The organism is Achromobacter sp. ISS7, assembly GCF_056523125.1.
Genome location: NZ_JAWRZD010000001.1, coordinates 3,321,665 through 3,345,907 on the forward strand (window position 1 = coordinate 3,321,665; position 24,243 = coordinate 3,345,907).

21 protein-coding genes are annotated in these 24,243 nt (G+C 69.2%); 3 read left to right on the plus strand and 18 right to left on the minus strand.

Annotated features, from left to right (window positions below):
- Positions 1-6 precede the first annotated feature (6 nt).
- From AC1HFW_RS14760 to AC1HFW_RS14830, 15 genes are all read right to left on the minus strand, one after another.
- Positions 7-1,413, minus strand: coding sequence for a sigma 54-interacting transcriptional regulator (locus AC1HFW_RS14760; protein ID WP_006390254.1), 1,407 nt, complete (start codon positions 1,411-1,413; stop codon positions 7-9).
- Positions 1,414-1,462: 49 nt separating this feature from the next.
- Positions 1,463-3,574, minus strand: a complete 2,112-nt coding sequence (locus AC1HFW_RS14765) for a pilus assembly protein TadG-related protein (protein ID WP_479284089.1) — start codon at positions 3,572-3,574, stop codon at positions 1,463-1,465.
- Between the two features lie 32 nt (positions 3,575-3,606).
- Positions 3,607-4,068 (minus strand): DUF3613 domain-containing protein, encoded by a 462-nt coding sequence (locus AC1HFW_RS14770; RefSeq protein WP_006390256.1) that lies wholly within the window; start codon positions 4,066-4,068, stop codon positions 3,607-3,609.
- Between the two features lie 14 nt (positions 4,069-4,082).
- A complete protein-coding gene (locus AC1HFW_RS14775; RefSeq protein ID WP_006390257.1) occupies positions 4,083-4,958 on the minus strand; it encodes a tetratricopeptide repeat protein in 876 nt (291 codons plus the stop codon).
- An 11-nt stretch (positions 4,959-4,969) separates the two neighbouring features.
- Positions 4,970-5,968 carry a type II secretion system F family protein gene (locus tag AC1HFW_RS14780; protein WP_104021744.1) on the minus strand — a complete coding sequence of 333 codons (999 nt, stop codon included), beginning with the start codon at positions 5,966-5,968 and terminating at the stop codon, positions 4,970-4,972.
- An 11-nt stretch (positions 5,969-5,979) separates the two neighbouring features.
- Entirely contained in the window at positions 5,980-6,909 is a 930-nt protein-coding gene (locus tag AC1HFW_RS14785) for a type II secretion system F family protein (protein ID WP_006390259.1), read from the minus strand.
- Entirely contained in the window at positions 6,909-8,264 is a 1,356-nt protein-coding gene (locus tag AC1HFW_RS14790; RefSeq protein ID WP_054431924.1) for a TadA family conjugal transfer-associated ATPase, read from the minus strand. The genes AC1HFW_RS14785 and AC1HFW_RS14790 overlap by 1 nt, the downstream gene beginning before the upstream one ends.
- A gap of 21 nt (positions 8,265-8,285) precedes the next feature.
- The gene (locus tag AC1HFW_RS14795; RefSeq protein ID WP_035359209.1) at positions 8,286-9,626 is read right to left on the minus strand and encodes a pilus assembly protein CpaE; all 1,341 of its coding nucleotides are present in this window, start codon (positions 9,624-9,626) and stop codon (positions 8,286-8,288) included.
- The gene (locus AC1HFW_RS14800) at positions 9,623-11,005 is read right to left on the minus strand and encodes a type II and III secretion system protein family protein (RefSeq protein ID WP_479284093.1); all 1,383 of its coding nucleotides are present in this window, start codon (positions 11,003-11,005) and stop codon (positions 9,623-9,625) included. The genes AC1HFW_RS14795 and AC1HFW_RS14800 overlap by 4 nt, the downstream gene beginning before the upstream one ends.
- Positions 11,006-11,072: 67 nt before the next feature.
- Complete coding sequence (gene cpaB / locus AC1HFW_RS14805; protein ID WP_479284094.1) at positions 11,073-12,035, minus strand: Flp pilus assembly protein CpaB; 963 nt, start codon at positions 12,033-12,035, stop codon at positions 11,073-11,075.
- The gene (locus AC1HFW_RS14810) at positions 12,032-12,523 is read right to left on the minus strand and encodes a TadE/TadG family type IV pilus assembly protein (protein WP_479284096.1); all 492 of its coding nucleotides are present in this window, start codon (positions 12,521-12,523) and stop codon (positions 12,032-12,034) included. Before AC1HFW_RS14810 ends, cpaB begins: the two co-directional genes overlap by 4 nt.
- 1 nt (position 12,524) lies before the next feature.
- Positions 12,525-12,965, minus strand: coding sequence for a TadE family protein (locus AC1HFW_RS14815; protein ID WP_479284098.1), 441 nt, complete (start codon positions 12,963-12,965; stop codon positions 12,525-12,527).
- Positions 12,932-13,438 carry an A24 family peptidase gene (locus AC1HFW_RS14820; protein WP_479284100.1) on the minus strand — a complete coding sequence of 169 codons (507 nt, stop codon included), beginning with the start codon at positions 13,436-13,438 and terminating at the stop codon, positions 12,932-12,934. The genes AC1HFW_RS14815 and AC1HFW_RS14820 overlap by 34 nt, the downstream gene beginning before the upstream one ends.
- Before the next feature lie 233 nt (positions 13,439-13,671).
- Positions 13,672-13,848, minus strand: coding sequence for a Flp family type IVb pilin (locus tag AC1HFW_RS14825; RefSeq protein ID WP_006390266.1), 177 nt, complete (start codon positions 13,846-13,848; stop codon positions 13,672-13,674).
- A gap of 145 nt (positions 13,849-13,993) precedes the next feature.
- Positions 13,994-14,824 carry an MHYT domain-containing protein gene (locus AC1HFW_RS14830; protein ID WP_006390267.1) on the minus strand — a complete coding sequence of 277 codons (831 nt, stop codon included), beginning with the start codon at positions 14,822-14,824 and terminating at the stop codon, positions 13,994-13,996.
- 493 nt (positions 14,825-15,317) lie between these two features.
- Here AC1HFW_RS14830 and AC1HFW_RS14835 point away from each other — a divergent pair, with 493 nt between their 5' ends.
- The 3 genes from AC1HFW_RS14835 to AC1HFW_RS14845 all read left to right on the plus strand — a co-directional run bounded on the left by AC1HFW_RS14835 (position 15,318) and on the right by AC1HFW_RS14845 (position 19,563).
- Entirely contained in the window at positions 15,318-17,027 is a 1,710-nt protein-coding gene (locus AC1HFW_RS14835; protein ID WP_035359213.1) for a ShlB/FhaC/HecB family hemolysin secretion/activation protein, read from the plus strand.
- A gap of 357 nt (positions 17,028-17,384) precedes the next feature.
- Entirely contained in the window at positions 17,385-18,995 is a 1,611-nt protein-coding gene (locus tag AC1HFW_RS14840; protein ID WP_479284103.1) for a collagen-like triple helix repeat-containing protein, read from the plus strand.
- A 28-nt stretch (positions 18,996-19,023) separates the two neighbouring features.
- Positions 19,024-19,563: a MarR family winged helix-turn-helix transcriptional regulator gene (locus AC1HFW_RS14845; protein WP_006390271.1), complete on the plus strand. Its 540-nt coding sequence runs from the start codon at positions 19,024-19,026 to the stop codon at positions 19,561-19,563.
- A gap of 80 nt (positions 19,564-19,643) precedes the next feature.
- On the opposite strand, the gene AC1HFW_RS14850 is transcribed toward AC1HFW_RS14845, so the two are convergent.
- The 3 genes from AC1HFW_RS14850 to AC1HFW_RS14860 all read right to left on the minus strand — a co-directional run bounded on the left by AC1HFW_RS14850 (position 19,644) and on the right by AC1HFW_RS14860 (position 24,241).
- Positions 19,644-20,798: an FAD-dependent oxidoreductase gene (locus AC1HFW_RS14850; RefSeq protein WP_479284105.1), complete on the minus strand. Its 1,155-nt coding sequence runs from the start codon at positions 20,796-20,798 to the stop codon at positions 19,644-19,646.
- 240 nt (positions 20,799-21,038) lie between these two features.
- On the minus strand, positions 21,039-22,724 hold the full coding sequence (locus AC1HFW_RS14855; RefSeq protein ID WP_104021858.1) for an ABC transporter ATP-binding protein: 1,686 nt from the start codon (positions 22,722-22,724) through the stop codon (positions 21,039-21,041).
- Between the two features lie 8 nt (positions 22,725-22,732).
- Positions 22,733-24,241 (minus strand): ABC transporter permease, encoded by a 1,509-nt coding sequence (locus AC1HFW_RS14860; RefSeq protein ID WP_479284107.1) that lies wholly within the window; start codon positions 24,239-24,241, stop codon positions 22,733-22,735.
- Positions 24,242-24,243 lie beyond the last annotated feature (2 nt).

Here is a 24,243-nt window from a genome sequence, read left to right on the forward strand (position 1 = left end):
TGCGCCTCACGACGCTTCGACGATGCCGTCGGCGGTTTCGCCCTGGCCGCCGCCCAGATGCAGCTTGCGCATCTTCTCCCACAGCACCTTGCGGCTGATGCCCAGGGTATTGGCGGTGTCCTGGCGGCGCCAGCCGTTGACGTCCAGCGCGGCCAGGATGCGGGCGCGCTCGGCGCGTTCGGCGTCGCTGAAGACCGGCGGTTCGCACTGGGTATTGGCGCCCGCCGCCGCCAAGGCCGCGGGGCCGCCCAGCGGCTCGGCCAACTGGTCGAAAATGCGCTCGATGCGGGCCTGGTCCCAGGCCTGGAACTGGCGCCGCACGATGGCCACGCGCTCGGCCACGTTGGACAGCTCTCGCACGTTGCCGGCGTAGCGCGCCCGCGCCACGCGTTCCAGCAGCCAGCCGGGCGGCTCGCCCTCGGCGCCCAGCCGTTCCAGCAAGGCGCGGAAGATCGCCGCCTTTTCCTCGGGGCCGCGCTGCTCCAGGTTGGGAATGCGCAGCTCGATCACCGCCAGCCGGTAGTACAGGTCGGCACGGAACTCGTCCTGGCCCACCAGCACCCGCAGATCCTTGTTGGTCGCCGCCACAAGGCGGAAATCGACCGGCACCTCCACGGTCGACCCCAGCCGCGTCACGGCGCTCTGTTCCAGCACGCGCAGCAGCTTGACCTGCTGGTACAGCGGCAGGTCGCCGATTTCGTCGAGGAACAGCGTGCCGCCGTTGGCCTGCTCGAAATAGCCCTTGTGCGCGCCCACGGCGCCGGTGAAGGCGCCCTTGGCGTGGCCGAAGAAGTGCGCCTCGAACAGCCCTTCGGGGATGGCGCCGCAGTTGACCGCGACGAACGGGCCGTCCGACCAGGCGGCGTGGTCGTGCAGCAAGCGCGCGATGCGCTCCTTGCCGACGCCGGTCTCGCCGTGGATCAGCACGTTGCTGCGGCAGTCGGCGAACATGTCGGCCTCGGCCAGCAGCGCCCGCATCGGCTCCGACACGGCGATCAGCGGCTGCTCGCGGCGCGGCGCGGCGCGGTTGAGCTGGTCGATCGTGCCCAGCAGCTCGAACAACAGTTTGCGCAGGTCCGTGGTGGTGAAGGCCAGCGGCAGCGTATAGGAATATTCCGGCGGGTAATAACGCGGATCGCGGCCACGGGCCTCGGACGCCACCCAGATGACGGGCATGGCCTGCACCGACAGCCAGTCGTAGCCGCTGAAGCGGTTGTCGCCCATGACCGAGACCGACACCAGCGCCACCGCGGGCCGCGACGGATCGCGCGGCGGCGGAAAGGCGGTGCCGGCATCGGCGCGCACCAGCGACACGTCCATGCCGGCCAGGCAGCGCTCGGCCCGGCTGGCGATGTCGGACGTGCCCTCCCAGACGTAGACGTCGAACTCTTCGCGCGAGAATTTCTGGGTCATGGCGACCACCGGGCCGGCCAGGAAGGGGCGGAAATCAGGGGCTTCATCATCAATACACCAGGCGGGGCTTGCCGCAGTCCACCGACAGCAGCGATACATCGGTCTGGCCGACACTCAGGCCAAGCATGTCCAGCAATTGCTGCAGCAGGGTCGACAACATGCCCAGCAGCGGCTGCAGCAGCGTCACCACGATGGACAGCACGCCGCCCACCTGGTTGCCGCCGCTCAGCGCCAGCGACGAGACCGCGTTGACGCGGCACTGGCGGATGGCGTCCGGCGTGATCGCCAACAGGCAGGTCACGTCGCTCAGCGGCGCCAGCAACAACGAATTGAGGAGGTTGCCCACCAGCTGCAGCGTGCCGCCGAGCACGCCGGTCAGGCCGCCGGTGGACATGCGCTGGCCAAGCTGGTTGAGCGCGGTCGAGGACCATTGCATGTCGTTGACCACCTGCGAAATGGATTTGCCGGCGTTGTTGCCGCCGCCGCCCACCAGCGTGGTGGCCAGCGAAGTGCGCTGCTCCGGCGTCAGCGGCGTGCCGGTGCCGACCAGGTCGCCGAGGATGCCGCCGACCACGGCGTCGGCCAGGTTCGAGGCCAGCGCGCCCAGGTTGATCGAAGTGGCGTTGACCGTGGCGGTGGAGTTGGGCGACGGCGGCTCGGTCAGCGTCACCGGCACCGGCGCGGTCGAATTGAAGATCGGCAGCGTGACCTTGCTGGTCAGCGGCAGGATGCCGAGCACGTTCAGGATCTGGTAGCGCTGGATCGCCGCGAACGAACTGGGCTGGCAGCTGTTGGTGATGGACAGGAAATTGGCCTGCACGTTGTCGACCGCCGAGGCCATGCCGGGAAAGCGCCCCAGGCAGATATTGGCGACCGACGAGGTCACGTCGATGGTGGCCTGCGACTCGGTCAGCGGCGCCTGGCACAGCTTGGACACGGTGCCGGTCGATTGCGCCACGTCGATGATGACGGGCAGGTCGATCTTGGTGCCAAGCGTATTGGCCAGCAGCGGGCCCACCAGCGGGATGTTGCTGGTGTTGGCGCGCAGGTAGACGCGGATACCGGCGCTGGTGGCCTGCGTGCCCACCCCGCCCACGCCAATGGTGGGCGGCTCGACGATGCGCACCTGCGACTGCACGCCGAGCAGCGGCACGTTCAGGCCCAGGTTGACCAGGTTCTGGCCATTGGCGATGACCAGCGCGGTCTCCAGCACGTTGAGCGCGTTGATGTTGGCCTGCAGCGCCGAGTTGATGTCGCCGCCCACCACGTTCAGGTCGAGGATGCCGCCGTTGCCGAACAGCTTGACCGGCAGGTTCACCGGCATCACGTTCAACACCACGTTGATGGCGTTGGACAGCAGCCCGAGGCTGGCGCCGGCGGTGTTGCCGGCCTTGTTCATCACGGTCAGCGTGGCCTGCAGCAGCTGGCCCAGCGTCAGGTTGTTGAGCGCGGCCAGCTGCGATGGCGTGCCCACGCCGGTGGCCACCGACACCGGCAGGCCCAGCGCCTCCAGCAGGCCGGACGGCGTGATGTTGACGGTGGCCAGGCCGGCCGCGTCGAGAATGTCGAGCTGGGCCGGGGTGGCGCCCACGGTGGACAGCAGCTGCGACAGCAGGCCGCCTTTCTGCAGGCGCAGCAGGCGCGAGCCGACGGTGAACACCGCCACCGGCTGGGTGCTGGTGGCCACCGAGATCACCTGGACCTGGGTGCCGCCCACCGTGCCGCCGGAGAAGCTGGGGATCAGGCTGGCGAGGGTCTTGTTGATGGTGATGCGCAGCGCGTTCGGCACCTGGCCGCTGGCGGGGTCGAACACGTACATGCCGCTGGCGTCGGCGCGGGTGGTGTCCCACACCTTGCATTCGACCGTGACGTCGGCCGCGGAGAAGGTGTCGAAGATGTTGGGCACGTTGGCCAGCACCGCGGCCCGCCCCGCCGCCTGCGCGCGGGTGCAGTCCGCGGGCGCGCCCATGCCCAGCACCTGCACCGCCGACAGCGCGGCCAGGTCCGAGGCCTTCTGCATCTCGCGCTTCATGTAGTAGGCGTAGCCCAGCTGGGCCACGCCCAGCAGCACCAGGCCGACGATGACCACGAAAACGATGGCCACCGTCATGCTGCCGCGCTGCCGCGGCAGGAACGCAGAACGAAGATGAGTGGCTGGCATGATCGCGGCTCCCTGACTCGACGAGACGGGCCCTAGTTGGTGTTGTTGGTCTGCACCCGCTTGGTGAACCACTCCGGAATCGGCCGGGTGAAGCTGTCGACGTAGCGGTTCCAGGCGGCGGTGGACGCGGCGCCCAGCACCGGCAGCGCGGCGCCGGCGCGGCGGCCGTCGGCCTGCGCCGCCAGCAGGCCGCGGGTGATGTCGCCGAAGGCTTCCGGCGCCTCGGCCGCCGCTTGCGGCGCGGGCTGCGCGGCGGGCTGCGGCATCGGGGTCTGCACCTGCTGCACCACCGGCCGCGCCGGCATTTGCGCCGCGGGCGCGGCGGCAGGCGCGGCCGCCGGCGCCACCGGCGACACGGGCGAGGCCTGGGCCACGCCGCCGCTCATGGCGCCGCCGGTCAGCGGCGCGTTCGACTGCGCCTGGCTGGCCCAGGGCATGGCGGCGGCCACCAGCAGCGCCAGGGAAAACGGAACGAAGCGTACGGTTCGAGACATGTTGGGATTCCTGGTTAGCGCATGATCGGGCCGTTGCCCAGTCTGTCCATCAAGGGGCTCATGACCGGCATGACGATGCCTTCGCCACGGGACACCCGGGTCGCCGACGGATCGGCCGCCGCGGCCGACGGGGCCACGCCGCGCGGCGCGGCGCTCTGGCTGCGGATCTCGGAGGCCAGCCGCAGGACCTGGCCGCGCGCCTCGTCGCCGAGCTTGGCGCGGTCCATCACGTGCTGGGCCCGCACCGGCTCGCCCTCGACCAGCAGCAGCAGCGCCAGGTTGGCCAGCACCTTGCCGCTTTCGGGCGCCAGCTCGGCCGCCTGGCCCAGCGGCACGCGGGCGCCGGCCGGGTCGCCGGCCCGCAGCCGCGCGTAGCCCAGGTCGCCCAGGATGCGCGGGTCCATCGGCGCCAGCTTGGCGGCGCGGGCGAAGTCGTCGGCGGCCTGCTCGAACTGGCCGCGCGAGCCGGCGATCAGGCCCAGCCCGTGCCAGCCGTCGGCCGCCTGCGCGGTGCCGATCAGGGCGCGGTAGGCCTGCTCGCTCGAGGCCGTCTGGCCGGTCTGGCGCAGCGCCTCGGCGCGCAGCACCGCGATGCGTTGATCATTGCCGAACTTCTGCTGGAACGCCTCGATGTAGGCCAGCGAGGCGAAATAGCGCTCCTGGCGCTGCGACTCGGCGATCATCGACAGCATCATCTCCGGCTCGGCCGGCTTGCGGCGGTTCTCCGCCTCGTCCTCGCGCTGGCGCGCCAGCGCCTGTTCCTGCTGCTGTTGCTGGATCAACTGCCAGGCGGTCTCGGCGTTGTTGCTCTGGCAACCCGCCAACGTCCCGGCGCCGGCAACCACCGCCGCCACCAGGGTCCAACGCCATGCGCGCCGCGCGCTTTCCATACCGCCCGCCATTACATCCCCCCCATGCGCGACAAGCCGCGCAATACCGCCACAAACCCCGCCCCGCCGGTCACGATCAACAGCGCCGGCAACAGGGTCACGATCATCACCGCCGTCATCTTGACGGTGGTCTTGCCCACTTTTTCCTTCAGTTCCAGGCGCCGCTTCTCGCGCAGGCGCTCGCCAAACCGGTTCAGCGGTTCCTGCACCGCGCCGCCGTGCTGGTCGACCTGGGCGATCAGGCGGCAGATGGCCGACAGGTCGTCGTTGTCGAAGCCCGCCGCCAGCCGTGCCAGCGACTGTTCGCGGGTGCGGCCGCGCACATACAGTTCGGACGCCAGCCGCAGCTCGTACGCCAGCACCGGCAGCACCTGGTCGAATTCCTTGGTCAGCACCTGCAGGCTCTGGTCGATCGACAGGCCCACGCCCTGCAGCAGCCGCAACAGGTCGATCAGCAGCGGCAGCTCATTGGCGGCCTGCTTGCGGCGGCGCGACAGGCGCCGGCGCACGAACCACTTGGGCAGCATGTAGCCGATGGCGAAACCGAAGAAGGCCGCCACGAACAGGCCCAGCGACGAACCGCCGACATTGCGCCCCAGGTCCAGCGCCACGGCCGCCGCCGGCAGCAGCAGCGCCAGGGTGAAGCGCGCGACGATGAAGCGCAGCCGCGCCGTGGCCGGGTTTTCGTAGCCCGCCATGTCCACCAGCTTGCGGTCCTCGCCAGCCAGCAGCGCTTCGGCGAAACGGCCTTCGCTCAGGCGCTTGCCGAACGAGTCGGCCGCGCGCGTGGCCGCGGCCAGCCTGCCCTGCGCGCCCTCGGCGGCGGGCGCGGCGGCCGCCTTGACGCGGCCCTCGCGCGTGGCCAGCGCCTGCTCCACCACCTGCCGGCTGCGGTCCTGCCCGCGCAGGCGCCGCGTCATGCTCAGGCCCAGGATCAGCATGGCGGCGGCCACCAGCATCAGCGCCACCGCCAGCACGGTCGAGACATTCCAGGATTCGATCGCTTGCATCCGCGTCGTCCTCAGATGGCCTTGGCCATGCGATACAGGATGTAGGAGCCGCCCAGCTGCAGGCAGACCGCCGTCATCAGCATCTTGAAGCCCAGCGGGTCGACCCACAGGCCCATGAACAGGTCGTTGTTGGCCACCATGATGAAACCGGCGATGCCCAGCGGCAGCAGCGCCAGGATCCAGGCCGACAGGCGGATTTCCGCCGAGCTGGCCGACAGTTCGGCGCGCGCCTGGCCGATGTCGCGCATGAACGCGGCCATGCGTTCGAGCACCTGGTCGCTGCGGCCGCCGAAGCGCAGGGCCACCGACACCACCGCCGCCACCATGTAGAGTTCCTTCATGTCGTACTGGCGCGAAACCTGCACCAGCGCCGCGTCCAGTTCCTTGGCCGAACGGCTAAGGGCGGCGGCGGTCTCGACCACCTCGCGCAGCGGTTCGTCGGTGGTGGCCGCGGCGGTCTGGAAGGCCGACGCCATGCTGTTGCCGATGGTGACCAGGCGCACGATGTTGTCCAGGAACGCCGGCAGTTGCGACACCCGGCGGCGCTGGCGCCGGTCGGCGCGCAGCCACAGCAGGAAATAGGCGAACACGGTCAGCAGCACCAGCGCCACCACGCCCGACAGCCAGCCCAGGAAGGCCCAGGCCAGCAACGCCCCCAGCAGGATCGGCAGCGTCAGCTTGGCGTAGAAAGCCGGACTCTGGCGCACGCCGCCCTGCAGCAGCAGCATGTCCCAGCGCGAGAAGCCGCTGCGCAGCGCGCGGGCGCCGTGCGCGAACGGCATCTTGCCGCTGACCGGCGCGCCGCGGCCGCGCCGCAGCTGGTCTTCGAGAAAGGCGGAACTGGCGGCGCGCCGCTGGCCGCTGTTGGCATGGCGCCACAGCAGCACCGCCGCCAACGCCAGCACCAGCGCCAGACCCGCGAACACCCCGGCTTGCAGCATCAGCGCCTCCTGCTCCAGAAGCCGCCGCCGTCGGACTCGGGCGGCGCGTTGTCGGCCGGCCGCTGCTCGTTGCGCATCTTGGCCAGCTTGGGGGTGTGCGGATGGATGCCGAGCCAGTTCCAGCGGTCCTTTTCCTCGCCCTCGGGCGTGGCGAAGGTTTCGTGCCGGTACAGCTCCTGGGTCGAGATCACGTTGTCGCCCATGCCGGTGACCTCGGTCACCGACAGCACGCGCCGCTTGCCGTTGGACAGGCGGCCGATCTGCACGATGAAGTCGAGCGCGCTGGCGATCTGGCGCCGCAGGCTGTCTTCGCTGCCCTGGAAGCCGGCGAAACCCGCCAGCATCTCGATCCGGTAGAGGCATTCGCGCGGCGAGTTGGCGTGGATCGTGGCCATGGAGCCTTCGTGGCCGGTGTTCATGGCCTGCAGCATGTCCATGACCTCGGCGCCGCGCACTTCGCCCACCACCACGCGGTCCGGGCGCATGCGCAGGCTGTTGCGGATCAGCTCGCGGATGCTGACCGCGCCGCTGCCGTCGAAGCCGCCCTGGCGCGACTCCAGCCGCACCACGTGCGGGTGGTTGAGCGACAGTTCCGCGGTGTCCTCCACCGTCACCACGCGCTCGGTGTCGGAGATGAAGAAGGCCAGCGCGTTCAGCAGCGACGTCTTGCCCGAGCTGGTGCCGCCGGACACCAGGATGTTGCAGCGATTCTTCACCGCCTCGTGCAGCAGCCGGTAGATTTCCTCGTCGAAGGTGCCCAGCGTCAGCAGGTCGGCCGGCTTGAGCGGATCCTGGCGGAATTTCCGGATCGAGACCATCGGGCCGTCCACGGCCAGCGGTTCGATCACCACGTTCAGGCGGCCGCCGTCGGGCAGGCGCGCATCGACCATCGGGCTGGACTCGTCCAGCCGGCGGCCGATCGGCGCGAGGATGCGGCGCACGATGCGCAGCACGTGCTGGTTGTCGGTGAAGCGCAGCGTCTCGCGCGCCAGCACGCCGCGGCGCGACACGAACACGTTGTCGTAGCCGTTGATCAGGATGTCCTCGACCGCGGGATCGGCCAGCAGGTCCTCCAGCGGCCCCAGGCCGGCCAATTCCTTGGTCAGGGCCTCGGCGATCTGGCGCATCTCGCCTTCGTTGATCGGCACCCGCCGCAGGCGCACGAAGCTGGCCACCTCGATATCGACGAACTCCTGGATCGCCGAGCGCGCCCAGCGGCCGAACTCCGCGCCCAGCTCCTCGATGCGGGAAAGCAGGTGCTCGTAGGCCGCCGTCTTTACTTCCTGGAAGCGGTTGGACGACGCGAAACCCTTATCGCCATCGCCGCCGAATTCTATGGTCGCTGTCATGATCATGTGGGATTCCGCCGCCTTCCGTTACTCGACCACCATGCGGCGGTGCACGCCGGGCAGCCACGTGGCCAGCCAGCTTGCCCGGCCGCCCGGGGTGTTCTCTTCCGCGCTCAGCTTCTCGGCCAGCGCCTGCACCGCGCGCACGTAGACATCGCGCTCGGCCTCCTCGTGCAGCAGGTGACCCTGGTTGGTGCACACCATCAGCGCCAGCGTGCGGTCCGGCAGCGTGCCGATCAGCTCCAGCTGGAAGCGTTCGGCGATCTGCTGCGCCGTCATGCCGTAGCGCTCGTCGTAGCGGTTGACGACCAGGCCCAGGCTGCGGCGGTCCACGTGCAACTGCTCCAGCTCCTGCAGCAGGCCGGCCAGCGACACCAGCGCGCCCACGCTCTGGTCGGTGACGATCCAGTTCTGTTCCGAGGCGCGCGCCAGGCCCGCCACGAACTCGGGGTTGGAGAAACCGCCGGAATCGGCCACCACCACGCCGAAGTGCTGGCGCATGCGCTCGAACACCAGCAGCGAATCGGATTGCGAGACATCGCGCATCTGGCCCAGGTCGCGCGGCAGCGCCAGCACGCTCAGGCCATTGGCGGTGTGCGACATGGCCGAGCTGAGCAAGGTCGAATCCAGCCGCCGCAGGTTGCGCGCCGCCTCGGCGAAATCGAAATCGCCGCCGATGTTCAGGTACAGCTGGCAATCGCCCACCGGCCAGCCCAGGTCCATCAGCGCCACCCGGCTGTTCAGGGGCAGCTGGCTGCCATTGTCGGCGGCCGGCTTGGCGCCCTTGGCGCCCGCGGCCGCGGCGCGCGAGCCATGCTGCTGCTTGAGGCGATCCTGCACCATGCCGGCCAGGTGAACGGCCAGCGTGCTGGTGCCCACGCCCGGACGCGCGCCCAGCAGCAGCACGCTGCGGCGCGAGCCATCCATGCGGCCGCCGCCCGCCGGCAGGTCCAGCAGCCGCTGCACCACGTCCTTGACTTCCTGCGGCGCCACGGTCGGGTCGACGAAATCGCTGACGCCCGCGCGCAACGCGGCGATGGCGCCTTCCGGCTGGCTCAGCAGCCCCACCGCGACGCGCGGAATCGCCGGCGCGATGCGCGCCAGCAGGCGCGCCAACTCGGCCGATTTGAACAGCTTGCCCGGCTCGTCCTCGCTCAGGGTGAAGTCCAGGAACACCACCTGCGGCTCGATTTCGGCCAGGCGCCGCCCCAGTTCCTCGACACCCGGAACTTCCTGGGTCAGCATGCCCATGTCGCCGAGCGCCTGCCCGAGTTGCGCGGCCACGCCGTCACCCTTGGAACAAAATAAAAACCGGTTGCTGTTCTGCAAGCCAACCCACTCCCTGGCATGTGTCTTCATATCGCTCACCGTGAAAAACCCGGCATCTGCTGCCCACCCGCTGGACCCATCAGGTAATAGCCCCAAGCGTTGAACGTGGAGTCGGCCGCCTCCTGCTTGGCCCCCGGCAGCGGCAAGGTCACGCCGCGTGCAATGGGCCGCACCAGGCGCGGCGTCACCACGATCACCAGCTCGGTATCCTCCTGGGTGTAATCGACGCTACGGAAAAACGAACCGATGATGGGCAGGTCGCCCAGCATCGGCACCTTGTTGACCAGCGCCTTGGTCTGGCGCGACACCAGTCCGCTGACGACGAAGCTCTCGCCATCGCCCAGCTCGACCGTGGTGTCGGCGCGGCGCGTGCGCAGGGCCGGAATCAACGTGGTGGTATTGGTGCCGCTGGAAACGGCGATGGCGTTGCTATAGTCCAGTTCGCTGGCCTCGGGCGCCACCTTCAGCGCGATGCGCTCGCGCGACAGCACCGTCGGCGTCACCGTCAGGCCGATGCCGAACGGCTTGAACGTCACCGTGGTCGTCCCCAGGCCGCCGGCCTCCGGGATCGGCAGTTCGCCGCCAGCCAGGAAACTGGCGCTCTGCCCGGTCAGGGCCACCAGCGTCGGCTCGGCCAGCACGCGCGCCATGCCGTTGTTCTGCAGCAGGCGCAGGCGCGCGCTGAAATCGTTGGAGTCGTAGAACAGCGAGAAACCCGAAGCCAGGGCCGCGCTCTTGCTGAAGCCCAGCGGCGCCGGGAAGCCATCGGGCGTGATCGAGTTGGTGCCACCCCACGGGCCGGCGCGGCCGGCGAAGCTGATGCCGGCCTGCTTCATGACCGAGCGCGACACCTCGACCACCTTGACCTCGACCTGCACCACGCCGCCGGTGCCGGCGGTCGAGACGTCCACCACGTTCTTGTCGCCCACCACCGCGCCGGCCGCGGCCACCGAGGCCTGGTGCGACAGGGGCGAATCGGCCTGGCCCGACACCACCGCGCGGTCGCCGGCCACGTCGACGTTGGCGCCGCCGGCCATGCCGCGTCCGGCCATGACCTGCTGCACGTTGCCCGCCACCCGCACGGTCCACAGTTGCGGCGCCGCGTTGTTGCCGGTCCAGATCTGCAATTGCGTGGTGCCCGGCTTCTTGCCGTACAGCAGCAGCGAGGCCTGCCGCCTGCCGGAGGCCGCTAGCACCTTGACGTCGGCCACCTCGGGATCGCCGATGGCGATGCGGGCGGGCGCGCCGTCCAGCATGAGCGTCTGCTGGCCCTTCACGGCGACCGCGATGTCGCGGGCCGGCGCGCTGGCGCCCGGGTCGGACTGGATGGCGGTCTGCGCCATGCCGGCCACGCCGTAGGTCATTGCAGCTGCGGCCGACAGGACGCAGATCAGGGTGGTGCGCTGGAATCTCTTCATTGTGCTGGATCTGGTTTGGCAGGTAAGGTCCAGCCGCGGGCGGCACCAGGCCACGCGCAGCCACGTTTCAATAGCGCACGCGCTCGGATTTGTCTCCTCGCAGGATTTCGACGGTACGGCCGCCCCCGCCGCCGCCGGTGGCGCGGACCGGGGCCGGCTTGGCGGCCGGCACGGGCACGGTGCCATCCAGCTGCGCCAGGCTTTCGCCGGCGTAGGCGCGGTTCGGGCCGCTCAGCAATTGTTCGCGCTGCTCGGGCGTCAGGTCCGGCCGCGCCGGCAGCACCGCGCCGCGCTGCGCGAACAGCTGGGTATCGGGCTTGCCGTCGTCGCCGACCGGACGCAGCGCCAGTTGCAGGCGGCCGGAGCGGCTGGCCAGCATCAACTCATTGACCTGTTCCACCGGCACCGCCAGCACGGCGGTCCTGGCGGGCTGTCCGGGCGGTCCCGGCAGCGCCGATTTCTCCTCCGGGCCATCCACCGAAGACGCGCCATACGCCAGCACCCGCACCTGCGATTGCAGCAAGCGGGCCTGTCCGCCCTGGACCTCGACGCCCTTCTCCAGCATGAAGAACACGTCCACCAGGTCGCCCGGCGCAATGCGATTGCCGCCGCCCACCACTTCGTCCACCGCGATCGCCACCGCGCGCTCGCCCGGCTTGAGCTGGCGGCCCAGCCCCTGCGCCAGCATGCCGGGCAGCAGCGGGTCGCCGGCCGCGACGTCCACGCGCACATAGGCGCCCTGCAACGGCGTCGGCGAGCTGTAGCCGCCCGACAGCGCCACCTGCCATTGGTCCACCTTGAGCATCTTGTCGGCGTCGATGCGCGTGCCGGCCGGTATCGGCGCCGCCGCCACCACCACCGGATAGCGCTTGGCCGGCGGCTCGGCCGGCGTGGCCGGAGCCGTCGCCACCGGGCCGCTCGGCACCGGCGCCGGGGCCGACGGCTCCGAGGCAAGGCGCCAGGCCACGAACGCCAGCACCAGGCCCGCCGCCAACAACACACCCGCGATGATTTTGCTCAGACTGCTCATGGTGTCCCTTGGGAGATTTGCACGATGGCCTTCGACGACAGCCGGGTCGGTATCCAGTTCTTGTCCGTCCCGGGCAACATGGCGATCAAGGCCTGGAAGGTCGACAGCACCGGCCAGGCCTGCACGTTGAACGTCATGGCGACCGTGCTGCACTGGGCCGTCTGGCCGCCCGAGCCGCTCCAGGCGCACGGCGCGCTGGTGGTGGCGCAAGCCACCGCCGAGCCGGTGCCGAACACGCTCATCGCCGCGGTGCAGGCGGCGCCGGGCACGTCGGCCTGGCCGGCGAAGCGCGCATGGACCGCCGCGCGCGCGCCTTCCGAGGCGGCCGAGGCCAGTTGCTGCTGCATCCAGAACAGCACGCCGTAGCCGACGACGGCGCAGACGAACATCAGCAGCATCGTCACCATTAGCGAGAACTCGAGCGCGGCAATGCCTCGCTGGCCGCGCTTGCGACCGCGGGGATGGCCAGGGGCATGGCGCGCGTTCATGTCAGTTGCCTCCGTCCAGGCCGTTGCCCAGGCGGACCGTGGCGCGGGCCGACAGCACGCTCGACGGCGGCATCAGCGCCTGCGCCAGGAACGGGAAATTCGGGATCAGCGGATTGGCGCCGTAGGGATAGCTGACCGTCACCTCGATCTGGTCGGCGCTCAGCGGCTGGCCGCTGCAGGCGCCACCGGCGGTGCTGCTGAGCGTGCCGCTGGCGCCGCACACCGCCACCGCCACCGCGGCCGAGGACATGGTGGTGATCCAGCTGGAGCGGTCCAGCGCCGTGTCGCGGCCGGCGTTGGCGCGCACGGTCAGCGAGGTGGCGCCCGGCTGCCATTGCAGGACCTTGCGGGCGCCGTCCTGCGCCGCCAGGGTGACCGAATGCTGCGCGGTGAACACCAGGGCGTACGTCAGGATCGCGTAGAACACCAGGAAAAACACCACGAATACCAGTCCGAATTCAAGGGAATAAACACCACGCTGAGCGCGGCCGCGCCCAGGTAGGTTCCGTAGGGGATCTGGCGAGCCCGAAGCGGCAAGGCCCAGCTTCGGGAAAGAAACAGGTAGAGCAAGGCATGCAGCCCGGCCAGCAGGCTCGCGGCCACCAGCGTCATGACCAGGGGCGCGAAGCCCGTCAGCAGCCCCAGCACGGCGATCGCCTTGACGTCGCCCGCGCCCATCAGGCGCTTGAGCCAGAGCGGGAAGAACGGCAAGGCCAGCGCGAATCCGGCCAATGCCATGGACCAGCCGGCCCAGCGCGGTGGATAGCCCCAGGCTGGCGCGAGCCACGCCGCGAGCAGCCACAGCGCCTGTCCCGCGAACCCCGCGACGATAAGCGTGTTGGGTACGCGGCGATAGCGCAGATCGGTGTATATCAACACCAGATTCCAGCATGCGAACAACAGCCACCACAGCACTTCCCCTGGATACAAGGCAGGACCTTCTGACGGTTTCGGGTTCAATCTGGCAATACATGGGCGCGCAGTACGCAGGAGCCGATGCGCGCAACGCCGTCAATCCGCAACCGCCCGAAATCGCTGCGCGGGAAGTGTCGTCAACATCAGCTCCACGCCCGGCGGGGCGGCAGACCCGGCCGTCCGGCGCCGCCTGGCCAAGGCCAGGCTCACTTGGACGACCGGGGTCTTCGGCCTCACTTGGACGCGTTGGCGAGCTTGGCCTGCAGCGACGTGAACAGGCCGCTCAGCGCGCCCGTGAATGTCGCCAAAGCCGCCACCAGCGCCACCGCGATGGTGCCCGCGATCAGCCCGTATTCCAGGGCGGTAATACCTTCTTCATCGTTCCAGAACTGCGCAAGTTTCGCTTTCATGTCGAGCTCCTCAGGTCTCGCTTGATGATCGAGCCATGCCGCAGGAGCGGCGTGGCCCCCTAAACCCGGTGCTGTCGGCGCGCTGGCGTGTTCCACACCTTCGCGTCTCCGGGGTACCGCCAGGTCCGTCACTACCAACGGACCCTCAACCCGGTCCCAGTGTCGAGCCGGGCGTCCTGCCCGGATCGACCACGGGGGCCGATTCAATGATCGAGTCGATGCGCTGCGCCAGGCGCGCGCGGAAACGGCGCGAGGCTCGCTGCAAATGCCAGCGCATCACCAGCAACATGACGAACGACAGCGCGAACGCGATGTACGGCAGCATCACTCCGCCGATGTGCATGCTGGAAAAATCGCGCGGGGTGGTGCAGACCACCGTGCCGGCCGCCGCCCCCGTGTAATGCATGCCGCATACCGCGATCGCCATCAAAATGGCCGCCGCGATGCGCTGGAACTCATTCTGCGTATTGAAAGCCAGCCACAATGCGGCTGACGCGGCAATTACCGCTATGAATACCGATAAAACAACCATCGGCAGATTCCAGATAAATACCGCGGGCATGCGCATGGCGCTGATACCCACATAATGCATCGCCGCCACGCCAAGGCCGGCGGCCAGGCCACCCACCACGCAGCGCATAAATGTGAAGCGGTCGCGGCCCACATACCAGAAGGCCCAGCCGGAAAAACCCGCCGCCACCAGGAAACTGAGCGCGGTCAATCCGACCTGGTAACCCACTGCGAACGGCAAGTCCTGTGCCTGCATGCCGATGAAATGCATGCTCCAGATGCCGACCCCGCCCATCGCCAGGGCGCCGATGATGATGTAACCGATGCGGATCTCGCCGTCCTGCATTTCGGCGCGGATACCCACCGCGGCCAGCAGCGCAACGTAGGAGCCGAGCGCCGCGATCAGGAACGACAGCGCCACCAGGCCGGCGTTGAAGGAAAGGGGAACGATATCGCCCGGGTTCATGCGCGGCCCCTGTGAGCCGGCGGTCGGCAGGCGCTTGCGGCAGGCCGACGTGCGACGATTTTGTTGCGGTCATCCTGGTCCATCTGTGGACTCCCGAGAGCCGGTAAACCCGATGTGTTTTGATACGTTTATATAGTCTTATCTATTAACAATTAATACACATCAGGGTTTATACCAGTATTCGCAACAGTGCGACAGCTTACTTGTAACGAATACTCGGAAATTAGCCAGGGTCATTTTTCAATGTACCGGTAAACCCTGAATCCGGCCGTGAAAAGATTGCCTTGTATGTCGCTCTGTTGTTATATCCACGTTTCCGGCCAGTCACAATGAAATAATTTGTCATTGCCTCGGCGCGCTGGCAACATACCGCCTGAGCGGCGCGCCACCGGTTTACTTATATAGCGGCCCCATATATTTAAGCCTTTATCCAGACCCTTAATACGGGTGCCCTGTTTAAACGGCGCCAGCGGCAAAAGAGAGACAACCAGGCATGAGACGCACGCTTCCCGCAGGTCCGCTTTCCCTCGCCCTTATCTGCACCCTGGCCGCCGTCGGCACGGCACGCGCCGACGGCCCGTTGCGCGGCAACCCGGTGGATGCGCTGCCGCAGATCGAACGGCCACCCAGCGCCACCCAGCCGCCGCCGGTGGTCCAGGCCCCCACTCCCGAACAATTGGCCCTGCAGGCCCGGCTGGCGCAACGCATCGTGCCCCAGCATTTCGACGTCACCGGCGTGCATGCCATGCCGTTCGAGGAAGTCTCCGCCCTGCTGGCGCCGCTGTCCGGCAAGGAAATCAGCCTGGGCGAGCTGGTGCAGCAGGTCGACAAGATCACCCAGCTGTACCGCGACCGCGGCTATCCGCTGTCGTTCGCCCTGGTGCAGAACCAGACTTTCGCCAACGGGCTGGTGGTGGTGACCGTGGTCGAAGGCTATATCGGCACGGTGCGCATCGAGGGCGATCTCGGCAACGCCCAGGACCGGCTGGAATCGCTGGCCGAGCCGCTGAAGGAAGAGAAACCGCTGAAGCAGGCGACGCTGGAACGCGTGCTGAACCTGATGCGCACGGTGCCGGGCGTGAAGTTCACGCCGTCGCTCGACCTGCCGCGGCGCGCCGACGGCGCCACCGAGCTGGTGCTGGCGGCCTCGCGCCAGCCGGTCAGCCTGACCGGCGGGGTGGCGGACCTGGGCACGGGCATGCAGCCGCTGGTGAACCTGGCCACCAACAGCCTCACGCCGCTGGGCGAACAGGTCAAGCTGACGGCGTCGGTGCCGTTCAACACCGACGACGTCAAATACATTTCCGGTGAAATCCGCGTGCCGCTGGGCAACGACGGCCTGGCGGTCAAGGTCGACGGCTACCACTACGACGCCCGGCCCAAGGACGAGGCGATCGAATACCTGGGCTTCAACCGCCGGGTCAAGAACGACCGCATCGGCATCGGCGTCAGCTATCCGTTCCTCTTGAACAACACCCGTTCGCTGACCGGCACGCTCGGGGTCTACGCGGCCAACTCGAAGGACCGCTACGAGGCCAAGAATTCCGACCGCTGGCTGCAGCAGGACGCCCAGGTGCGCGCCGCCAACCTCGAGATGCGCTATATCCAGGTGTCCGAGTCCAAGACCACCGACGTCACGCTGGCGGTGGCCCGGGGCTTCACCGGCGCCGGGGCCAAGAAAGAGATCAACACCAACTACGGCTATTCGGCCGTGCCGATCCTGGACCTGGACTTCACCCGCTACAACCTCAACGCCAAGCAGACCTTCACGCTGCCGGCGCAGTTCGGCCTGACGCTGTCCGGCGCCGCCCAGTACTCCAGCAATATCCTGCCCTCGTCGGAACAGGTGTCGTACGGCAGCTGGCGGTATGCGATGGGTTATCCGCAAGGCGAGCAGAGCGGCGATAAAGGCGTCGGCGTTTCCGCCGAAGTTAATCGCCGCTTCGGTATCGGCTGGCAGTACCTGTCCAACGTGCAGCCTTATGCGCTGATCGACTACGCCCGCACCTGGTACAACAATTCCAGCCTGCAGCAGCTGAACCAGCGGCACCTGTCGTCTGTGGCGCTGGGGCTGCGCTTTACCGACGACAAGTACTACCTGTTTGATTTCAACGTGGCCAAGCCGATCGGTTCGGCCACCATAAACAATGACCGCGACGTGCGCTTCAACGCCAATTACTCGTTGTATTACGACGCGTTCTAGCGCGCCGCCGGCGGCCGCGCCGCGATCGCGCCAAAGTACCCGCGCCTGTTTCGACAGGCGCTTTTTTTTGCCTGTTCCATACACCACGTTACGTAACGTGGGCCGTAACGTAACGGCTCAAACGGGCCCGGACGTAACATTCGCAGGTCAGGCGTGATCGTAAAAATGGGGGATTCCCAATATTGGTACAAACCCTCTGTTTTAAATTCAAGTCATTGATTTATAAGGATTTTTACTTATCTAAAAACGACCTGAACAGATACCGGAATCGCGTTTGAAAAATATTGGCATGGTTTATGCATGTAGGGATGTATCGGGCAGTTTCGACGCCTGACACTTCCCCCACAGGAGCTCGCCATGAATGCCAAGATTGACACGCAGCGCGTACAACGTATTCTGACCTCCACCGTTATGGCGGCCGCTCTGATGAGCGCGCTGGCCGCATGCGGCGGCGGTGGTGGTGGTCACAAGAGTTCTGCCAGCCTGCCTGGCACCGATAATCCCAGCAACCCCGGCGGCCCTGGCGGCCCTGGCGGCCCGAACGAGCCGAATAACCCCAACAACCCGGTCACCACCGGTTTGCTGCAAACCACGCTGGGTAATACCGGCAAGGCCGTCGACAATACCCTGCCCCTGAATCTGGGCACCACGCTGGGCGGCGTCGGCCAGGCGCTCGATCCCACCGTCAAGCCGGTCGTCGACACCGTCGTCGGCCTGACGCAGCAAGTGGGCGCCACCACCGGCCTGGGAAAGCCCGTCGACGGCACCGTCAAGCAAGTGGGCGGCCTGGTCGAAGGCCTGGGCACCACGGTCAAGGGCACCGGCCTGCCCGGCGGCCTGAGCGCCGGCGTCGGTGGCCTGGTGGAAGGCCTGGGCAAGACGGTCGCCAGCACCGGTGGCCTGCTCAATGCCGATCCCAAGAATCCGCAGCCGTTGACCACGGTGCTGGGCAATGCCACCAACGCGGTGGGCGCGCTGACCGCGGGCCTGTCCGGCCCCGGCGGGTTGCTGAACCCCGTCAACCAATTGGTCGGCGGCGTTACCGGCGGCGTGCTGGGCGGCCCCTCCAAGCCGCTGCTCGAACCCGCGCTGGGTAATGTCGGCAAGACCGTCGACAACGTGCTGCCGCTCGGCCTGCAGCCGACCCTGGGCGGCATCGGCAAGGCGCTCGACCCGACGGCCAGCCCCCTGGCGGGCACCGTGGTCGGCCTGACGCAGCAAGTCGGCGCCACCACCAAGCTGGGCGCGCCGGTCGCCGGCCTGCTCAACACGCTGGGCGGCACGGTCAGCAACCTGGGCACCCAACTGCCTGGCGGCAACGTGGCCGGCCTGAACGGCGTGCTGCAAGGCCTGGGCGGCGCGGTCAGCAGCGCCGGCGGCCTGTTGAACGCCACCCCCGGCAACCCCAACCCGCTCGGCGCCACCCTGGCCAATGCCACCGGCGCGGTCGCGTCCCTGACCAGCGGCCTGGGCCTGGGCGGCGCGGTCGGCGGCAACAACGGCGGCTTGCTCAGCCCGATCACCGGGATCCTGGGCGGCGTGACCGGCGGCGCGGCCGGCGGCAACGGCGGCCTGCTGGCTCCGGTGACCGGCCTGCTGGGCGGCGTGACGGGCAACCTGGGCGGCGCCACGGGCGGCGCGGCCAACGGCGGTTTGCTGGGCGGTCTGCTCGGTGGCGTGACCGGCGGCGCGGGCGGCACGGCGGGCGGCACCGCGGGCGCCAACGGCGGTCTGCTGGGCGGCTTGCTCGGCGGCCTGACCGGCGGCAACGCCTCGGCCGGCGCCAGCGCCGGAGCAGGTGCGGGTGCGGGTGCGGGTGCCGGCGGCTCGGGTTCGGCCAACAACGGCGGCCTCCTGGGCGGCTTGCTGGGCGGCGTGACGGCCGGCGTCAGCGGCAACGCCAGCACCGGCGGCAACAACGGCGGTCTGCTGGGCGGCCTGCTCGGCGGCCTGACGGCCAAGAAGTAATCAACCGGATCCGTGAGGGAGCGACGCCATGCTGCAACAAGAATCCATCGTTCACCACGAGCATGTGACCGTGATGCCTGAATCTCGCAACAACGATCTGCGGCCCGGAATGCTTGACGATATCGCCCTGATGCTGGGCCGACAGTTCGCCGTGTACAACGCGGCCTGCCAATCGGCCCTGGCGGAGAAAATGGGTATCCCCCTGGCGGATCTGAAAGCGCTGGAACTGGTGATGGAGTTCGATGCCCTGCCCACCGGCCAACTGGCCCAGCTGATGGGCATCAGCTCCGGCGGCGCCACCGCCCTGATCAACCGCCTGGAAGCGGCTGGCTATGTGCAACGGGGCCGCCATCCGCTGGATCGCCGCATGATCGTGATCCGGCCGGTGGAAGAGCAGTGCCAGCAACTGGCCCAGGAACGCCAGTGGGTGGCCGAGGCGGTGGTGTTGATGGCCCGGCGCTACGACGCCGGTGAACTGGAAGTGGTGCATGCCTTCCTGGCGCAATGCGTGCGCGCCCTGAGGCACGACACCCTGGTCTGGCTCGAGACCCGCAACGCCCACGACTGAGGCGCCAGCCTCGCCACGCCGCGCCCCGATCCGCGAGGATCCGGGCGCGGTTTTCATTGGGTGGTTTCGGAACGCCCCCGTCAATGCGCGGCGAACAGCGCCACGACGCTGCCGGGCGCATCGGGGCCGAAGAAACGCTGATGGTTCTGCGCCGTTCGCGCCGCCACCGCCGCGCTGCGCGGGAATAGCGCCTGTTCGTACGCCGCCAATGCCGCGTCCAGGTCGGCCGGATGGCGGCACAGCGCCTGGCCCAGCTCGGCGCCATCGAACAGGGCCAGGTTGGCGCCCTCCCCCGCGAACGGCGACATCAGGTGCGCCGCGTCGCCCACCAGCGTGACGCCGGCGCTGCGCGGCCATCGATGCCCGACCGGCAACGCGTGCAGGGGCCGGGCGATGATCTCCACATCACTGTCGGCGACCAGCGCGCGCAGCGCCGGCGCCCAGCCGGCGAACGCGGCGGCGATGCGTTCGCGCATGGCCGCCTGGCCGTCGCGGGCCAGCGCGTCGACCGCCGCCCGCGGCCAGTTCAGGGCCGCGTAGCTGCGCAGCGTGCCATCGGCGTAGCGATGCGCCAGGATGCCCTGGCCGGGTTCGACCGCCATCAGGGTGCCGTGGCCGATCGCGCGCGCGCTGTCCGGATAGCGGCGGTCGCCGTCGAACAGCGTGGTCTCGAAGAAGGTCGTGCCGACGTAGGCCGGCGCGGCGTCGGACAGCAGCGGACGGATCCGCGACCAGGCGCCATCGGCGCCGACCAGCAGGTCGGCCGTGACCGCCGCGCCGTTGGCGAAGGCCAGCCGGTGCCGGCCCGGCGCCTGCGGCGCGACGGCGGTGAGCTTGTGGCCCCAGCGGATCGCGGGCGGCGGCAACGAATCGATCAGCAGCCGGCGCAGGTCGCCGCGGTCGATCTCCGGCCGGGCCTGGCCCTGCCCCGGCCGGTCGAGCAGCACGCGGCCGTGGCGGTCGACCACGCGCTTGGCGTCCTCCCCTGGCCGCACCAGGGGCAGGAAGGCCTCGTACAGGCCGGCGGCCCGCAGCGCGGCCTGGCCGTTGTGCGGGTGGATATCCAGCAATCCGCCCTGCGTGCGCGCCTCGGGCGAGGCGTCGGCCTCGTAGACCGTGGCGGCAATGCCATGGCGGTGCAGGACGCGGGCCAACGTCAGGCCGCCGAGGCCGGCGCCGACAATGGCGATCGTGGCGTGTTGCAGGGAAAGCGGGGGTGCGAAGGGTCGGTCCATGGCGTATTCCAGTGAAACGAGCCATGTGCGCCAAGGGCGCGATGACTCGGGACGTTCCGACGGTTGTCGGGGGAATCGCTGGCCGACCTGGCCTGGCGGGCCGGGTGACGTGTGCGCGATCCGGGCGGCACGCGGCCGGGCGGCGGCGTCACGCGCGGGATCGTTTTTCGCGGTGTTCGAAAGGACAGTATCGCATGATTCCGGCGCGCCCCCGCCTCGGCGGCGAGGGAAGGCGCCGGATCAGGCCTGGCCGAATTGCAGCCGCGGCACGGCTTCCAGCAGCCGGCGCGTCATGTCCTGGCGCGGCGCATGCAGCACGGCGTCGGCCTCGCCCAGTTCGACGATGCGGCCGCCCTCCATCACCGCGATGCGGTCGGCCAGGTACTCGACCACGCCGAAATTGTGGGTGATGAACAGGTAGGCGATGCCAAGCTCGTCCTGCAACTCGCGCAGCAGGTCCAGGATCTGCGCCTGCACCGACACGTCCAGCGCCGAGGTCGGCTCGTCGCAGATCAGCACCTTGGGTTCGACCGCCAAAGCCCGCGCGATGGCGATGCGCTGGCGCTGGCCGCCCGAGAACTCGTGCGGATAGCGCGCCAGCGTATTGGCCGGCAGGCCGACGCGTTCGACCAGCCGGACGGCGCGGTCGCGGCGCGCCTGCGCGCTCATGCCGCGGCGCAGCGATTCCAGGCCCTCGTCGAGGATGTCGCCGACCCGCATGCGCGGATCGAGCGAGGCGTAGGGATCCTGGAACACGATCTGGATGTCCTGGCGCAGGCGCTGCAGCCGGGCGCGGTCGGCGGTCAGCAGGTCCTGCCCCTGCAGCATGGCGCGGCCGGAAATGCGGGCGCCGTCGATCAGCCGCAGCAGCGCCTTGCCGGTGGTGGTCTTGCCGCAGCCGGACTCGCCCAGCAGCGCCAGGGTCTCGCCGGCGCGCAGGCTGAAGGTCACGCCGTCGACCGCCTTGACCCACGACGCCACGCGCCGCAACGGCCCCTTGCGCACCGGGTAATGGACTTTCAGGTCCTGCACGTCCAGCACCACGCCGGGCTCGCGCGGACGCTTGCGCGCCACGGCCGCATCCGCGCCCAGGGCGGCGCGGCCGGCCTCGCTCAGCGGCACGCCGCGCTTCTCGAAGGTGGGAATGGCGTCGAACAGCTGGCGCGCGTAGGGGTGCTTGGGCGCGCGGAAGAATTCCTCGGCGCTGGCGCTTTCGACGATCTCGCCGCCACGCATCAGGGCCACATGGTGCGCGACGTTGCGCACCACCGCCAGGTCATGGGTGATGAGCAGCACCGCCATGCCGATCTCGCGCTGGATGTCGGCCAGCAGCGCCAGCACCTGCGCCTGCACGGTGACGTCGAGGGCCGTGGTGGGCTCGTCGGCGATCAGCAGCAAGGGTTCGGCCGCCAGCGCGATGGCGATCATGACGCGCTGCTTCTGGCCGCCGGAGAACTGGAACGGATAGTCGTCCACGCGCCGCTCGGGCTCGGGGATGCCGACCCGCCGCAGCCAGTCGATGGCGCGCGCCCGCGCCGCGGCGCCGCGCAGCGGCGTGTGCGCCACCAGCGTTTCGATGATCTGGTCGCCGACCCGCATCACCGGGTTGAGGCTGGTGGAAGGTTCCTGGAAGATGATGCCGATGCGGCCGCCGCGCACGCCGCGCATGGCACTCTCGGGCAGGCGGTTGAGGTCTTCGCCATCCAGGTCGATCTGGCCGCCGACGATGCGGCCGGCGTCCGGCAGCAGGCGCAGCAGCGCCAGCGCGGTCATGCTCTTGCCGCAGCCGGACTCGCCCACCAGGGCGAAGGTCTCGCGCTGCGAGATGGCCAGCTGCAGGCGCTTGACGGCGTGCGTCATGCCGCTTTCGCCGGCGATGTCGACGTCCAGGCCGCGCACGGCCAGCAAGGGGGCGTCTTGGCGGATATCCTGGCTCATGGCGCGTCTCCCGGTTTGGTGGATCGGGCATCGGCCGCCAGCGCGGCCCCCGGGCGGCGGCCGAACCAGCCCATGCCGGGCAGGCGGCCCGGCTTGTAGCGGCGGGTGCGCGGATCGAAGGCGTCGCGCACGGCGTCGGCGAACAGATTGGCGGCCAGCACCAGCGCCAGCATGAAGAGAAACGCGGTCATCAGGTTCCACCAGATCATCGGGTCGCGCGACATTTCCAGGCGCGCGCCATCGATCATCGAGCCGAACGAATTCATGCTGGGATCGACGCCGATGCCCAGGTACGACAGCACCGCCTCGTACAGCACCAGCCCGGAGAACTCCAGCACCACGGTGATCAGCACCAGGTGCGCGACGTTGGGCAGCAGGTGGCGCGTCATGATGCGCCAGTGCGAGACGCCGAAGGCGCGCGCGGCCTGCACGTATTCCAGCTCGCGCAGCTTGAGGGTCTCGGCGCGCAGCAGCCGGCACAGCCCGGCCCAGCCGGTGAAGCCGAGGATCATGCACAGCAGGAACAGGCGCAGGTCGGCGCGCGCCGCCGAGGTGTCGAACAGGTCGGCGTGGTTGTCGATGTAGACCTGCATCATCAGGGCGCAGGCCGCCACCAGCAGCACGCCCGGGATCGAGGTGATGGTGGTGTAGAGATACTGGATGGCGTCGTCGACGCGGCCCTTGAAATAACCGGCCGCGATGCCGAAGACGATGGCCGGCGGCAGCATGGCGAGCGTGGTGAGGCTGCCGATGACCAGCGCGGTGCGGATGCTCTTGAGCGCCTGCCACAGCACGTCGTTGCCGATGCGGTCGGTGCCCAGGGCGTGGTAGCCGCTGGACAGCCCGGCCAGCGCCCCCGTCACCAGGCACAGCAGGGTGAAGGTGATGGCCATGGCGCGCCACGGCACCTCGGCGCGCCCGCCCAGCAGGGCCTCGGCCGCCGTCGCCGCGCCGCCGCGCCGCGCCAGGCAGGCGAACAGCAGGCCGGCGCCGATCAGCGACACGGCCAGCCCCGCCGCGAGCCCCAGGCCCAGGCGGTAATAGACGTCGCCCAGGTGGTCGCGGTCGGGGTCGGCCAGGTGCGTGCCGGCCGCCCGCAAGCGCGGGAAGTCGCGCACCGGCTTGTCGTCGACCAGCAGGGTCTCCTTGGTGAACTGGCGCACCGCCAGCGGGCTGGAGTAGGTCTTTTCGGGCTGGGTCAGCACGCTGCCGCGCAGCAGGCCATCCAGCGCCGACTTGACCGCCGGCGCGTAGACCGGCGCGGCGTCGGCGGCGACGCCCGGCGCGGGCGGCAGTTGCGGGCGATAGTGGACGGAATCGAGCAGGCCGACCAGCGCGAACGCCGCCAGCACCACCGCCGAGCACATCGCCGGCGTGTCGCGCGCCACCCGCGACCAGGTCGAACGCAGGTTCGGGCTGCGCCGCACGTGCCAGGCATAGGCCAGCGCGCCCAGCACCATCAGCCACAGCGCAATGTCGGTCCAGAGGAATACGAACTTGGGCATGG

What these genes read in the sequence shown, in the direction of transcription:
- AC1HFW_RS14850 (WP_479284105.1), bottom strand. Translation starts at nt 20,798, where the DNA reads ATGGACCGACCCTTCGCACCCCCGCTTTCCCTGCAACACGCCACGATC.
- AC1HFW_RS14790 (WP_054431924.1), bottom strand. Translation starts at nt 8,264, where the DNA reads ATGATCATGACAGCGACCATAGAATTCGGCGGCGATGGCGATAAGGGT.
- AC1HFW_RS14800 (WP_479284093.1), bottom strand. Translation starts at nt 11,005, where the DNA reads ATGAAGAGATTCCAGCGCACCACCCTGATCTGCGTCCTGTCGGCCGCA.
- AC1HFW_RS14810 (WP_479284096.1), bottom strand. Translation starts at nt 12,523, where the DNA reads ATGAACGCGCGCCATGCCCCTGGCCATCCCCGCGGTCGCAAGCGCGGC.
- AC1HFW_RS14780 (WP_104021744.1), bottom strand. Translation starts at nt 5,968, where the DNA reads ATGCAAGCGATCGAATCCTGGAATGTCTCGACCGTGCTGGCGGTGGCG.
- AC1HFW_RS14765 (WP_479284089.1), bottom strand. Translation starts at nt 3,574, where the DNA reads ATGCCAGCCACTCATCTTCGTTCTGCGTTCCTGCCGCGGCAGCGCGGC.
- AC1HFW_RS14825 (WP_006390266.1), bottom strand. Translation starts at nt 13,848, where the DNA reads ATGAAAGCGAAACTTGCGCAGTTCTGGAACGATGAAGAAGGTATTACC.
- AC1HFW_RS14860 (WP_479284107.1), bottom strand. Translation starts at nt 24,241, where the DNA reads ATGCCCAAGTTCGTATTCCTCTGGACCGACATTGCGCTGTGGCTGATG.
- AC1HFW_RS14770 (WP_006390256.1), bottom strand. Translation starts at nt 4,068, where the DNA reads ATGTCTCGAACCGTACGCTTCGTTCCGTTTTCCCTGGCGCTGCTGGTG.
- cpaB (WP_479284094.1), bottom strand. Translation starts at nt 12,035, where the DNA reads ATGAGCAGTCTGAGCAAAATCATCGCGGGTGTGTTGTTGGCGGCGGGC.
- AC1HFW_RS14840 (WP_479284103.1), top strand. Translation starts at nt 17,385, where the DNA reads ATGAATGCCAAGATTGACACGCAGCGCGTACAACGTATTCTGACCTCC.
- AC1HFW_RS14845 (WP_006390271.1), top strand. Translation starts at nt 19,024, where the DNA reads ATGCTGCAACAAGAATCCATCGTTCACCACGAGCATGTGACCGTGATG.
- AC1HFW_RS14785 (WP_006390259.1), bottom strand. Translation starts at nt 6,909, where the DNA reads ATGCTGCAAGCCGGGGTGTTCGCGGGTCTGGCGCTGGTGCTGGCGTTG.
- AC1HFW_RS14830 (WP_006390267.1), bottom strand. Translation starts at nt 14,824, where the DNA reads ATGAACCCGGGCGATATCGTTCCCCTTTCCTTCAACGCCGGCCTGGTG.
- AC1HFW_RS14760 (WP_006390254.1), bottom strand. Translation starts at nt 1,413, where the DNA reads ATGACCCAGAAATTCTCGCGCGAAGAGTTCGACGTCTACGTCTGGGAG.
- AC1HFW_RS14775 (WP_006390257.1), bottom strand. Translation starts at nt 4,958, where the DNA reads ATGGAAAGCGCGCGGCGCGCATGGCGTTGGACCCTGGTGGCGGCGGTG.
- AC1HFW_RS14835 (WP_035359213.1), top strand. Translation starts at nt 15,318, where the DNA reads ATGAGACGCACGCTTCCCGCAGGTCCGCTTTCCCTCGCCCTTATCTGC.